Here is a 12,549-nt window from a genome sequence, read left to right as displayed (position 1 = left end):
GACTATTCATTATCGAATCTCTCTATTTATTTCGTACCAAACAATCGGTCACCTGCGTCCCCTAGCCCTGGGATAATATAGCCTTTTTCGTCTAACTTTTCATCTAAAGCACCTAAATAGATATCAACATCGGGATGGTCTTTTTTAATAACTTCTACCCCTTCTGGAGCTGCAATGAGGCACATTAATCGTATATTCTGAGCACCTCGTTTTTTTAATGAATGAATCGCATCATTTGCTGATCCACCAGTTGCTAACATTGGGTCGATAACGATTAATTCTCGTTCCTCAATATCGGAAGGTAATTTAATGTAGTACTCCACAGGCTGTAACGTTTTAGGATCGCGGTATAAGCCAACATGCCCTACTTTTGCAGCTGGAATTAGTTTTAACATACCATCTACCATACCTAACCCAGCACGAAGAATAGGAACCAATCCAATTTTTTTACCTGCTAAAACACTTGATTCTGTCTCCACAACTGGTGTTTCAATTGTTTTTGGTTGCAGCGGTAAGTTTCTGGTAATTTCAAAGGCCATAAGCATCGCTACTTCGTCTACTAATTCACGAAATTCTTTCGTTCCTGTATGCTTATCTCTTATGTACGTTAATTTATGTTGTATTAATGGATGATCCAATACGAAAACCTGTCCCATTTTGCCGTTCACTCCTTTTTATTAGTTGCATCTTTAAAATTGTACTCAAAATTAGACGAGCTTTCAACCTGTGCAGGAACATTTACAGATTGCAAATCGCTTACAGGTTTGTAAACAATACGTTAACATGAACGATTTATAGAGATTAACTGCCCAATTTCATTACCTATATTTACTAACCCAAAGCAAAGAGATGCCCTAAAAGGGCATCTCTAACAATTATGCATACACGGTATACAATGGAAATCTTTCGGTTAAATCTTTTACACGTTGTTCTGCTGTCTTTAACACATTTTCATCTTCATGATTTTTCAGTGTGAGTGCAATAATTGCTGCTATCTCTTTCATTTCTTCTTTACCGAACCCACGAGAGGTGACGGCTGCGGTTCCAATTCGAACACCACTTGTTACAAACGGACTTTCTTTATCGAAAGGAATGGTATTTTTATTTGCAGTAATCCCAATATCGTCTAAAACCTTTTCTGAAACTTTCCCGGTTAAACCTAATGGCGTAACATCCAATAATAGCAAGTGGTTGTCTGTGCCACCAGATACAATTCGAATTCCTTCTTCTTGTAGCGCTTGCCCCAGCATGGTTGCATTCTCTATAATTTGTTTACTATATGTTTTAAATGAATCTGATAAAGCTTCTTTAAATGAAACTGCTTTTGCAGCAATAATATGCATTAAAGGTCCACCCTGCATTCCAGGAAAAACCGTTTTATCAATCTTTTTGGCAAATTCTTCTTTACATAGAATCATTCCACCACGTGGGCCACGCAATGTTTTGTGAGTTGTTGTAGTTACAAAGTCAGCATATGGTACTGGATTTGGATGAAGACCAGATGCTACTAAACCTGCAATATGAGCCATGTCGACCATTAAATATGCCCCTACATTATCTGCTATATCTCGAAATTTAGCAAAATCGATCATCCGAGAATAAGCACTCGCCCCCGCCACAATTAGTTTCGGTTGAACCTCTTGAGCTTTGCGCAGAACAGCATTGTAATCTAATTGTTCGGTCTTTTCGTCTACACCATATTCAACAAAATTATAGAGTGTTCCACTAAAGTTGACTGGACTACCATGGGTTAAATGACCTCCATGATTTAAATTCATCCCCAACACTGTATCTCCTGGCTCTAATACAGTAAAGTAAACTGCCATATTTGCTTGAGCCCCAGAATGCGGTTGTACGTTTGCATGATCAGCACCAAATAATTGTTTAGCACGATCTCTTGCTAGGTTTTCAACTACATCTACATGTTCACACCCACCATAATATCGTTTTCCAGGATATCCCTCAGCGTATTTATTAGTTAATACTGAACCCATTGCTTCCATAACTGCTTCCGAGACAAAATTTTCAGACGCAATAAGCTCAATTTTATCCTGCTGTCTTTTCTTTTCTGCTTCCATAGCTTCAAATAATTCAACGTCGGTTTGTTTTACATGTTCCATCGTAACCCCTCCTATGTATTTTATACTACTTAAGTTGTAAGCAAATTATTTACAGCTTTCTGTTACAGTTGAATTTGTATCGGGATATTTGGCACGATGCCCACCAATACGTTTTGGACGCGTGAATGCCGCATTAACACGAGCACCTCCCAGGTTTCTTTGTTGAAAACGAAGTGGGACAGCTACCGATTTCAAATGCATCCCTATCATGGTTTCTCCTATATCCATCCCAGCATGCGCAGAAATAGTCTCCACCACAACAGGATTTTTCAGATGTTTAAAAGCAAAAGAGGCCATTGAACCTCCCGCTTTTGGTACTGGTATAACGGAAACTTCTTGCAACTGATAGCGATTCATCGTTTCCCTTTCCACAACAAGCGCACGATTTAAATGCTCGCAACATTGAAAAACTAGATGGACACCCGTTTGCTCACGAAGTTTAAGTAATTGTTCAAAGATCACAGCAGCAATTTCTTCACTTCCAAGTGTGCCTATTCGATTCCCACTTATTTCACTTGTTGAACAGCCTAATACAAACAATTCCCCGTCGTGCAGATGCCCAGATCGGTCCCATTCTGACTGTAGTATTTTCATTTCTTGCCTGATACGATCGAGCAGTTGGGTCATTTTTGATCACCTGCCATCCTAAATTAGATCAGAACGTAGTTTATTCTCTACTTTTCCTCATACGTCTTAATCTTATCAATACGGTTTGCGTGACGCCCTCCATCAAATTCTGTCTCTAACCATACTTTAGCTATCTCACGTGCCAGCCCTGGTCCAATTACTCTTTCTCCCAAGGCTATAACATTTGAGTTATTATGTTGACGAGTCAATTTAGCACTATAAACATCATGTGTTAATGCACATCGTATCCCTTTCACTTTATTAGCTGCAATGGACATACCAATTCCTGTACCACATATAAAAATACCTCTATCAAACTCCCCATTAGCAATACGCTCTGCTGCAGGCAATGCATAATCAGGATAATCAACAGAAGATTCACAGCTACAGCCAACATCTTCGAATTCAATCTCCATCTCTTCCAGTAAATCTTTCACTTCGTTTCGTATCGTCATTCCTGCATGGTCTGCGGTAATAATTACCTTCATCTAAGCGCACTCCTTTCTAACTAAGCTAATTAACATTGAACTTATGAATTTGCTGTTTTAAATCATTCGTTTGTTCTTCTAATTCATATGCCAGACTATCCACCTGTTCAATCGTACTTGCTTGTTCATGGATAGCTGCATTTACTTCCTCAGCTCCAGCAGATGTTTCTTCAGCAATCGCAGCTACCTCCTGAGATTGCCTTACTGTATTTTGAATTGAAAGTAACTGGCTGTCTACTAAACCTGATATTCCCCCTATTTCTGCTGCAACATCTTCCACAGATTTAGACATGTTGGTAATCGACATGTTCACTGTTTCCCCATATGTCGCTTCCTTTATGGCATAAGATACATTTTCATTCAACTTATCAACGACAGCTGAAACATCTTCTTGGATTACAGTAATTAAGCCAGATATTCTTTGCACAGCTTGAGCACTTTGATCTGCCAACTTTCTTATTTCATCAGCAACTACTGCAAACCCCTTCCCATATTCTCCAGCACGTGCAGCTTCTATTGAGGCATTCAAGGCTAACAAATTCGTTTGATCCGCTATATCACCGACCAAGGTAATAATCGTCTCGACCTGCAATGCATTCTGCTTTAAATGGGCAACATCTTGTAAGGATAGCTCTTGTTCATTTGCCAACTTTTGAATTCCGTCTACTAATCGATTAACAGACTGTTTCCCCTGTTGCAGAATAAGAAGCATTTCATCCGATTTATCCTTTGACTGAGCTGCCTTTCCTTGAACTTTTTGGGCTAATTCGGTAGCTAACTCCACAGATTCTACTGTCTGTTGAATTGCCTCTGCTGAGCTTTCAGCGCCTTTAGAAATATCATCAATTGAAGTTTGAATAAAAGATGAATGCTCCGAAACTTGATTAGAGGCTCCTTTAATTTGAATTACTGATGTATTCGTACTTTCAAAATGCCTATCTATATTATGTACGATATTCGCCAAATTTTTAAGCATTTTATCAAAAGAAATTCCAAGTGCCCTAACTTCATCATCAGATTTAGAAATCTCAATGTGTTGATTTAAATTTCCTTTTGCAGCTTCGCCAGCAGCGTGTTCAAGCTTAGATAGTGGTTTGGTAATAACATGTGCAGCAAAAAACGCTAAAATTCCTGACCATAAAATACCAAGAATTAAAGTACTTATTGTAAATAGTTGTTCGGAAATCCCCCAAAATCCTTGTACATAATCATAGATGTAGTAAAGAAATATAGCACTTACGGAATATGTAACTAGTGCTAATAAGGTAGTGAATAAAACTAATTTCAAACGTAAACTAAATCGATATTTCTTCTTCTCCATTCTCTGTTCCCCTGCCTAATAATTTAATTTCTTTTGCAGCAGGTCAATATTTTCTTCCAATTCATTCAGCGTTTCCTGATAAATTTGCATATCTCCACCAAATGGATCTGAGATATCATAATTGATTAAATTTGCTTCTAGTCTACGAATTTGTTCAATATCATGCGCTAAATGATCTTGTATCTTTTTTGCGAGTAAGGAATTATCCAATTTATGTTGGTTTTCCTGAATAAATAATGACCTTTTTTCCTCGTACGCTGCATATAACTTTTTTAATTTTCCCCATATTTCTTTATCGGCTTCGGAAACATATTCTTTTAACGTATAATATTTATCTTGAAAGTTAGGGTACTCCATAATTAGCGACTGTTTATGTTGGGTTGTCATTGTTAAGACGACATCTGCCCAATTTAATAGTTTTGTGGTTATAGGCTGAGAAGAATGGTTCATATCGATTTGTTTTTGTTTCAAAGCTTCCATTGCTTTTGGACTTGCTTGTTGACCATTTACTGCAAAAATACCGGCAGACTGCACTTCTACTTCGGGGATTTTGTCTTTCACTAGTGCTTCCGCCATTGGGCTTCGACACGTATTTCCAGTACAGATAAATAAAATTCTCATATAGGGAACCTCCGATACTAAACGCTACTTCCAATATATCATATTCTGCTTCAGTTAAACCACCACATTTTATTCCTATTAAAAGAACCTCGTTCTTAGTTGAACGAGGCCGATACAAGATGAAGTTTCATTCCATCATGCGTATTCCTAAATCCAAGTTTCTGATAAAAAGCGTTAGCCAATGGTCTACGTTTATCCGTAGTTAATTGAACAACATGGCATCCTTTTTCCTTAGCTAATTTTATCGCCTGACGTATTAAATAACTACCAATTCCTTTTCCCCTAACCATTGAACTCGTTCGAACTCCTTCTATGGTAGCTCGCCACGACCCCTGGTACGTTAGGTACGGAGTAAAAGTCAATTGTAAAACCCCAACAATTTGATTACGAATAACCGCTACTAGTAATTGATTATTAGGATCTGCTGCAATTGCTTGAAATGCTTCTATATATGAACCCGGAAGCGGATTTACCTCATTTTCTCTATGTTTTCCTAACGGGTCATCTGCAAGTAATTTTACTATAGCTGGAAGATCTTGTTGATCAGCGCATCGATAGCTTAGAATATCCTTCATATTCTCCCTCTTTCCAGTACCATTTACAACTATTATCAGTTTACATAAATACAACTCAAATGAATAATACGAGGTTATTATTTCTACTGATAACTTTCTCTTATCGTTATCCAAATACTAACCGTAGACCGAATGCCACTAGAATACTTCCCCCTAAAATCTCACTATACACACCTAAAAACCCACGAACTTTTCGTCCCAAGAACATGCCAACCCAGGAGAGAATGGTGCTCATCACACCAAATAGTAAGAGCGCTACTAACGTCTTTACTCCTGACATGCCAAGACTTAAACCTACCGAAAAACTATCGATACTCAACCCAAAGGCTAGTAAAAACATCCCTACTCCGATTGGTTGGATGATTTTTTTTGCTTGGTGGTTAAAAGAGGAAAATACCATTTGACAACCAATACCAACAAGTAACAACCCACCTGCTAATGTTGTTAAATGGCCAATTTGGGAAGATATCAATTGTCCCAATACAATTCCGATAAAGGGCATCAGAAGGTGAAATACGCCTATAACAAGACCAATTAATGCAACACGTTTTAGTCGTAAACGCTGCATTCCTAGCCCAAGGCTTACGGAAAAAGCATCTAATCCTAATGCCAATGATAAAAATAATAGTGCTGTAAATTCGCCAATATATCCTGACATCCATAATCCCCCTTGGACATGCTTATAAACTATATGCACGTCCAAAAGAAATTATGATTCTCAAAAGATCTTATCCATCTGGCGTACGATCTCGATTCATTTTTTGGGAGGACAATTATGTCGACTAAGGCTATATACGAATAATGGCCCCTCTTATAGATATCGTAGTTGTAAGTTCGTACATTATAGAATTAAGATTTCCATACTGAGAGGTATTCAGCCTTGTCGCCCCCATTCCCATGTTGTTTGCTCATTAAAAAAGACACTCTTTCGCCTATCTTGATAGAGGAGGAGCGTCTTTTCGTTTTCAAACATGTTATTTTGCAGAGAGTTATATTCCATTTTCTTAAGGAAAACAACTCAAGCTTTAATCCCTATATATATAGTTACTTGCAGCCTTTTTCAACCGATTCATCACCGCTTGACCAATGCCCTTTTCCGGAAAAGCTTCACATATAATAATATCCACATTACTTTGTTTGAAGGTCCGTAATGCATGGTATAAATTCGCTGCGATCTCACTCAGATTTTCTCCTAAAGCGATCGCTTCATCTGCTACCAGTTTATCAACAATGTGATTACTAGCTATAAGTCCTACACGATTTCCGGTTTCCTTTTGTCCTGTAATTTCTTGCTGCATTCTTTTCAAGGAACCATCGATAATCCACAAAGGAACTTCTGGTGAATAATGACGATACTTCATTCCTGGTGACTTCGGTTTGTCTGATTGGTTTGCTAAAGCTGGATCTGTCATAACAACCCCAGTAACTTTTTCAATTTGCTCTTGGGTAATGCCCCCAGGACGTAAAATAACTGGAATCTCTTGTGTACAATCGATAACTGTAGATTCAAGTCCAACACCTGTTGGCCCTCCATCCACAATCCCAGAAATCCTACCATTTAAATCTGCAAAGACATGGTTTGCTGTTGTAGGGCTAGGTTTTCCAGATAAATTTGCACTAGGAGCTGCAATAGGTAACTGACACGCCTTTAGTAATTGTTGTGCAACAGGATGACTCGGAATACGAACTCCAATTGTGGATAATCCTGCAGTCACATTTGTGGCACAGATGCCATTACTGGGCAAAACAAATGTCAATGGACCTGGAGTAAAAGCTTCAATTAAGTTATCCACATAGCCTGGCCATGGTCCAACGAGTTTTTCCATCTGAACACGATCTGAAACATGAGCAATTAACGGATTGTCTTGTGGACGCCCTTTTGCTTGAAATATCTTATTAACTGCGTCATGATCGGTAGCATTTGCACCGAGTCCATAAACCGTTTCTGTTGGAAAAGCAACTACTTCTCCATTGATAAGCATGGTTGCAGCTTCATCAATTGCTTCACAATCTTTAAGTTGATTATTTGTAAGTTTCCAATAGTTTGTTTCCATCATGCTACCTCTTTTCTACCTTTTTATTTTAGTAGATAGAGGATGTTTTCGCAATCATTCATCTACCAAGTTATACACAGAATAGATTCAAAAGTTATCCACATATATAAATACGTATAAAGAGGATTTTTTGTTGTTTATATCTTTTTATACACAGTAATCCACAGCTTCACAGTTAATTATCAACAGAAACTGTGGATTTTTTGTGAATCATGCTTATGATACGTGATATAACCACCAATTTCCTTCACTTTTATCATATTTATCCACGAAAACCCTTTCTTTTTGTGGATGAAATTGCAACGCTTCCAATAATATATCAACGACAGGCTGATGACTATGCACATAGACACGTTGTGCATGCTGCTGTTTTGCCATCATTAAAATTGCTTCTAATAATACTGGAAGTATAGCTGCTTCTGATTGAGTAATATATAACTGCTTAAGCCAATATGTTCCTTCTTCCATTTCTTCAAGAATAAAACATCCCTCTATTTGTCCTTTTAATTCGACTACATAGCCCTTACACAACAAACTCTGTCTTTTTACATTAGGGTTATTTTCTAAAAACTTATCTATTTTTCCCTCTTCTGCTTTATCCGCCGGAATTAAATTCATACTTTCACCTCTCTATTTGATTTAATAGTTTTCAACCTTTTACCTTATCTTATGCACGTTTCACTAAAACTATGACAATCCTAGCCATTCAAATAGAAAAAATTTCACCTCTGCATCCTTTGTTTCCTCCGCTTCCTTATGTTCTTTAGAATCCGCTTCTTTTGATTCATTTTCTTCTGATTCCGCAGCCACCGCACTTGTACCATTAGAGAAATCTAGAAAACATAATGGTGGAAAAAGAACACACCACCAGTTCGCACCTTTTCCCTCACCAATAGTGATTAATACAGCTTCATATTCGCCTGCTGGGTAGATGTAAGATCCATATATCTTAGCAGGAAAACTTATATTTTTCCCATATTCCACTTTATAATCATTTTCTTCGCCTGATTCCTTTATAACCTCCGCAACTGTTTGGTTAATTTCTGGAATCCGCTTTTCTATCAATCGGCGAGCTTCCTTAATATCTGTAATATCTTCTACCCATTTCGTTATTTTTTCGTTTACACGATCACGAACTAACCGTTTCAATTGCTGATCCTCTTGCTGATCACTGTTTGCCAAAATCCGCAATCGAATTGCCTCATCTGGTATCACTTGATACTCCTGATTCTGGCTTGATTGTTCAGGGTGTTTTCCAATAATGTGCGTTGGAATACTTAATAATAATATGAAAATAATAAAAACAAAAAATACTAGTTTCTTCATTACCTATTTCCTCCCTTACTATAAAAAACAGTATGCTCGGAAGAAGATAATTTTAAACTAGTATTCTATAAATTATTTTAAGAGAATCGTGACAAAAGTTCTTAAGCTCTATTCTGCGAGATTCTAAAGCTGCGCTGTTACGATTCGATCTTTTCCATTAATATCTTTTATAATTGCAACATCACTATGTGGATAACTTTCTTTTAGAAGCTTCAAAACTTGAGGTCCTTGTTGATGACCAATTTCAAAAACAATTGTTCCGCGTTTACATAGCACCTGCTTTGATTGATCAATCAGTTTGATATAGGCAGCGAGTCCCTCATCCTCTGCAAATAAGGCGAGCTCAGGATCAAAATCCCTTACTGTATCAGCAAGCTCCATCTTCTCTTTTATCGAAATATAAGGAGGATTAGAGACAATCATATCAACATGAATTTGTTGATCAATCAAAGGCTGTAGAAAATCCCCATCATGAAAATGGATAGCTGCTTGATGATCATCTGCATTCTTTTTCGCTACTTTTAGCGCTTCTTTTGATAAATCAGTCGCATGGATCTTAGCATTTGTTAGCTCTAACGCAAGTGTAATGGCAATGACACCACTTCCAGTTCCAGCATCAACAATTACTGGTAACTTATCCACAGATTTACCTTCTGTGGATGAAATACTATGATAAACGAGTTCTTCCGTTTCTGGTCTGGGGATAAGCACATGATTAGTAACATAGAATTTACGTCCATAAAAATACGCATATCCCATTAGATGTTGTATAGGAATACCAATAGTAGCATGTTGTTTAATATCCTCTACATACTTAACTAACACATCTTCTGGAATCCAATCTCTCATCATGGTATAAAACCTCGATGACGACACATTTAAATGATATTGCAGAAGAAGTTCAGCTACTCTTTGTTCCCGATGATGCTGTTCTAAAAAAAGAGAAGCCCAATTTAGGACTTCATATTGCTTCATTGCCTTCATTTTATTCACCAATTTGTTCTAATTTTTTCGTTTGTTCTTCTAATAATAAAGCTTCAATAAACTCATCCAATTTTCCTTGCAGTATTTGATCTAACTTCTGTATCGTTAAACCAATTCGGTGATCTGTCACACGATTTTGCGGAAAATTATAAGTACGAATTCGCTCTGAACGATCTCCCGTACCAACAGCAGATTTTCGAGTTTCATCATATTCTGCCTGTGCCTCACGCTGGTACATATCATAAATTCGTGCACGCAATACTTTCATTGCTTTTTCTTTGTTTTTTATTTGTGATTTTTCATCTTGTATAGAAACAACTACCCCTGTAGGTTCATGCGTTAAACGGACAGCCGACATTGTCGTGTTAACACTTTGCCCTCCTGGACCACTAGATGCAAATGTGTCCACCCTTATATCTTTTTCATGGATATCAACTTCGACTTCTTCTGCTTCAGGAAGAACAGCCACAGTGGCAGTTGATGTGTGTATACGGCCACCAGATTCTGTTTCAGGTACTCGTTGAACACGATGCGCACCGTTCTCATATTTTAGTCGTGAATAGGCTCCTTTTCCATTAATCATAAAGATAATCTCTTTATAACCACCTACACCAGTAGTACTTGCTTCCATAACATCAATTTTCCAACCATATTGCTCTGCATAGCGAGAATACATTCGATATAAATCGCCAGCAAATAAAGCAGCCTCATCTCCGCCAGCTGCACCGCGAATTTCCATAAACACGTTCTTATCATCATTAGGATCTTTGGGGAGTAGAAGGATTTTCATTTTTTCCTCTAGATCGGTTTTATTTTCATTAAGCTCAGAGATTTCTAATTTTACCATCTCATGCATCTCTTCATCTAAATTATCTTCTAACATTTCTTTCGCATCATTTAACTGAGATGTTACATCTTTATATTCACGGTATGCTTGAACAACATCTTCTAGTCCTGCTTGTTCTTTAGAATATTCACGGAGTTTTGTTGAATCATTTACTATTTCCGGATCACTTAGCATTTCATTTAATTTATCATAACGATCTTCTAAAGATTGTAAACGTTCTAGCATCACGGTCACCTCTTTCTGATTAACAGTATAATTATAGTATACTCCTGATGAGAGGTCAAAATTATTCCTGCTTTTCTTTTATATATTGGTCGATGCTTGTGGATAAATACCTTTGCCTAGAACAAATACTATTGTTAATTGCTTCAAATAGGAAAAAAGACGTCTATGGACGCCTATTATTTAGATAACTTTGACAAACTATTTAAAATAGTATTATTTGGCTTATTGGGAACTTCATGGTGATGGCGGCATCTTGGTTCATACGATTCTGATGCTCCTACAAGAATCACTGGATCATCGTATGAAGCGGGTTTATCATTAATTAAACGCTGCGTTCTGCTTGCTGGTGATCCACATATTGGGCATATCGCATTTAATTTAGTTACTGATTCACTTAGTGCCATTAACTTAGGCATTGGCCCAAATGGTTCCCCACGAAAATCAGTATCTAATCCAGCGATAATTACGCGAATCCCACGGTTAGCTAATTCCTCAGCTGTCTCAACAATATTTTCATCAAAAAATTGAACTTCATCAATCCCTATAATGTCGACCTTCTCATCTATATGCTCTAATAGTTCGTCCGAACTTTTTACAGGTCGAGCAATGATCGAAGTACCGTTATGTGAAACAACTGCTTCTTCCTCGTAACGATTGTCAATTGCTGGTTTAAACACACGTACAGATAAATTTGCGTACGTAGCACGACGTACACGACGGATTAGTTCTTCTGATTTACCTGAAAACATACTCCCGCAGATTACCTCTACCCAGCCGCTCTGTTTCATCACATACATGATTCGTACCCTCTCTTTCTCATTCTATGTATTATATTCGTCTAACCTATACATTTATTGTAAAACTTAGATCGTTTCACGTCTAAGTTGTCCAAGAATTTTTATTTTATCAATAGTAAAAGTAAAAAAACAGGCAAAATTAGACGTTTTGCCTGTTTTTACAGTTATACTCAATGATTAACCTTGAGATTATTCTCAACGTTTTCTAGAAATTAACCTCGGCAACGATGCAGTTGCTTCAGTTGTTTATTTCATATTATATTTCTTCTTGAATCGGTCTACACGTCCGCCAACTTTGTCAGCTTTTTGTTTACCTGTGTAGAAAGGATGTGAATCTGAGCTAATCTCAACACGGATTAACGGGTATGTGTTACCATCTTCCCATTCGATCGTCTCTTCAGATGATTTCGTTGAGCCACTCAAAAATTTGAAATCAGAGCTAGTATCTAAAAATACTACTTTTCTGTACTCTGGATGAATATCCTTTTTCATGTCATTCCACTCCTTTTTGCCCTGAATCCTTTGGAAACAGAGTTATTGTAAGAGCCGTCATAGGTAGTAAAC

15 protein-coding genes are annotated in these 12,549 nt (G+C 37.4%); all 15 read right to left on the bottom strand.

From position 1 onward, the window contains the following. Nucleotides 1-26: 26 nt before the first annotated feature. On the bottom strand, nucleotides 27-656 hold the full coding sequence (upp, locus tag BN990_RS02725; protein WP_021289829.1) for a uracil phosphoribosyltransferase: 630 nt from the start codon (nucleotides 654-656) through the stop codon (nucleotides 27-29). 219 nt (nucleotides 657-875) lie between these two features. Beyond that, nucleotides 876-2,120, bottom strand: coding sequence for a serine hydroxymethyltransferase (locus BN990_RS02720; protein WP_038242189.1), 1,245 nt, complete (start codon nucleotides 2,118-2,120; stop codon nucleotides 876-878). Nucleotides 2,121-2,165: 45 nt separating this feature from the next. Further along, a complete protein-coding gene (locus tag BN990_RS02715; RefSeq protein WP_231378664.1) occupies nucleotides 2,166-2,714 on the bottom strand; it encodes a TIGR01440 family protein in 549 nt (182 codons plus the stop codon). A gap of 80 nt (nucleotides 2,715-2,794) precedes the next feature. Beyond that, nucleotides 2,795-3,235: a ribose 5-phosphate isomerase B gene (rpiB, locus tag BN990_RS02710; protein WP_021289832.1), complete on the bottom strand. Its 441-nt coding sequence runs from the start codon at nucleotides 3,233-3,235 to the stop codon at nucleotides 2,795-2,797. Nucleotides 3,236-3,260: 25 nt separating this feature from the next. After that, nucleotides 3,261-4,556, bottom strand: coding sequence for a methyl-accepting chemotaxis protein (locus BN990_RS02705; protein WP_021289833.1), 1,296 nt, complete (start codon nucleotides 4,554-4,556; stop codon nucleotides 3,261-3,263). 15 nt (nucleotides 4,557-4,571) lie between these two features. Further along, nucleotides 4,572-5,177, bottom strand: coding sequence for a low molecular weight protein arginine phosphatase (locus BN990_RS02700; protein WP_021289834.1), 606 nt, complete (start codon nucleotides 5,175-5,177; stop codon nucleotides 4,572-4,574). Between the two features lie 95 nt (nucleotides 5,178-5,272). Further along, nucleotides 5,273-5,752 carry a GNAT family N-acetyltransferase gene (locus BN990_RS02695; RefSeq protein WP_021289835.1) on the bottom strand — a complete coding sequence of 160 codons (480 nt, stop codon included), beginning with the start codon at nucleotides 5,750-5,752 and terminating at the stop codon, nucleotides 5,273-5,275. 106 nt (nucleotides 5,753-5,858) lie between these two features. Next, nucleotides 5,859-6,410: a manganese efflux pump MntP gene (locus tag BN990_RS02690; protein ID WP_021289836.1), complete on the bottom strand. Its 552-nt coding sequence runs from the start codon at nucleotides 6,408-6,410 to the stop codon at nucleotides 5,859-5,861. A gap of 367 nt (nucleotides 6,411-6,777) precedes the next feature. Continuing rightward, entirely contained in the window at nucleotides 6,778-7,806 is a 1,029-nt protein-coding gene (locus tag BN990_RS02685) for an L-threonylcarbamoyladenylate synthase (RefSeq protein WP_021289837.1), read from the bottom strand. A 216-nt stretch (nucleotides 7,807-8,022) separates the two neighbouring features. Beyond that, nucleotides 8,023-8,424: a GNAT family N-acetyltransferase gene (locus tag BN990_RS02680; protein WP_021289838.1), complete on the bottom strand. Its 402-nt coding sequence runs from the start codon at nucleotides 8,422-8,424 to the stop codon at nucleotides 8,023-8,025. Between the two features lie 69 nt (nucleotides 8,425-8,493). Next, nucleotides 8,494-9,132 (bottom strand): stage II sporulation protein R, encoded by a 639-nt coding sequence (spoIIR, locus tag BN990_RS02675; protein WP_038242185.1) that lies wholly within the window; start codon nucleotides 9,130-9,132, stop codon nucleotides 8,494-8,496. A gap of 123 nt (nucleotides 9,133-9,255) precedes the next feature. After that, nucleotides 9,256-10,107 (bottom strand): peptide chain release factor N(5)-glutamine methyltransferase, encoded by an 852-nt coding sequence (gene prmC, locus BN990_RS02670; protein WP_238323665.1) that lies wholly within the window; start codon nucleotides 10,105-10,107, stop codon nucleotides 9,256-9,258. 10 nt (nucleotides 10,108-10,117) lie between these two features. Next, nucleotides 10,118-11,188, bottom strand: coding sequence for a peptide chain release factor 1 (gene prfA, locus BN990_RS02665; RefSeq protein WP_038242172.1), 1,071 nt, complete (start codon nucleotides 11,186-11,188; stop codon nucleotides 10,118-10,120). A gap of 176 nt (nucleotides 11,189-11,364) precedes the next feature. Beyond that, nucleotides 11,365-11,985, bottom strand: coding sequence for a thymidine kinase (locus tag BN990_RS02660; RefSeq protein WP_021289842.1), 621 nt, complete (start codon nucleotides 11,983-11,985; stop codon nucleotides 11,365-11,367). Nucleotides 11,986-12,231: 246 nt separating this feature from the next. Beyond that, nucleotides 12,232-12,477 (bottom strand): type B 50S ribosomal protein L31, encoded by a 246-nt coding sequence (locus tag BN990_RS02655; RefSeq protein WP_021289843.1) that lies wholly within the window; start codon nucleotides 12,475-12,477, stop codon nucleotides 12,232-12,234. Between the last annotated feature and the right edge of the window lie 72 nt (nucleotides 12,478-12,549).

It is taken from the genome of Virgibacillus salexigens (genome assembly GCF_000723585.1).
In the GTDB taxonomy this organism is placed as follows: Bacteria; Bacillota; Bacilli; order Bacillales; family Amphibacillaceae; genus Virgibacillus; species Virgibacillus salexigens.
Note: the sequence above shows the minus strand (reverse complement) of the source record. Positions and strands in the feature narration are given on the sequence as shown.

Coding starts and splice junctions, on each gene's coding strand:
- upp (WP_021289829.1), bottom strand. CDS start 656: ATGGGACAGGTTTTCGTATTGGATCATCCATTAATACAACATAAATTA.
- BN990_RS02705 (WP_021289833.1), bottom strand. CDS start 4,556: ATGGAGAAGAAGAAATATCGATTTAGTTTACGTTTGAAATTAGTTTTA.
- spoIIR (WP_038242185.1), bottom strand. CDS start 9,132: ATGAAGAAACTAGTATTTTTTGTTTTTATTATTTTCATATTATTATTA.
- BN990_RS02695 (WP_021289835.1), bottom strand. CDS start 5,752: ATGAAGGATATTCTAAGCTATCGATGCGCTGATCAACAAGATCTTCCA.
- prfA (WP_038242172.1), bottom strand. CDS start 11,188: ATGCTAGAACGTTTACAATCTTTAGAAGATCGTTATGATAAATTAAAT.
- BN990_RS02660 (WP_021289842.1), bottom strand. CDS start 11,985: ATGTATGTGATGAAACAGAGCGGCTGGGTAGAGGTAATCTGCGGGAGT.
- BN990_RS02700 (WP_021289834.1), bottom strand. CDS start 5,177: ATGAGAATTTTATTTATCTGTACTGGAAATACGTGTCGAAGCCCAATG.
- rpiB (WP_021289832.1), bottom strand. CDS start 3,235: ATGAAGGTAATTATTACCGCAGACCATGCAGGAATGACGATACGAAAC.
- BN990_RS02715 (WP_231378664.1), bottom strand. CDS start 2,714: ATGAAAATACTACAGTCAGAATGGGACCGATCTGGGCATCTGCACGAC.
- BN990_RS02690 (WP_021289836.1), bottom strand. CDS start 6,410: ATGTCAGGATATATTGGCGAATTTACAGCACTATTATTTTTATCATTG.
- BN990_RS02680 (WP_021289838.1), bottom strand. CDS start 8,424: ATGAATTTAATTCCGGCGGATAAAGCAGAAGAGGGAAAAATAGATAAG.
- prmC (WP_238323665.1), bottom strand. CDS start 10,107: ATGAAGCAATATGAAGTCCTAAATTGGGCTTCTCTTTTTTTAGAACAG.
- BN990_RS02655 (WP_021289843.1), bottom strand. CDS start 12,477: ATGAAAAAGGATATTCATCCAGAGTACAGAAAAGTAGTATTTTTAGAT.
- BN990_RS02720 (WP_038242189.1), bottom strand. CDS start 2,120: ATGGAACATGTAAAACAAACCGACGTTGAATTATTTGAAGCTATGGAA.
- BN990_RS02685 (WP_021289837.1), bottom strand. CDS start 7,806: ATGGAAACAAACTATTGGAAACTTACAAATAATCAACTTAAAGATTGT.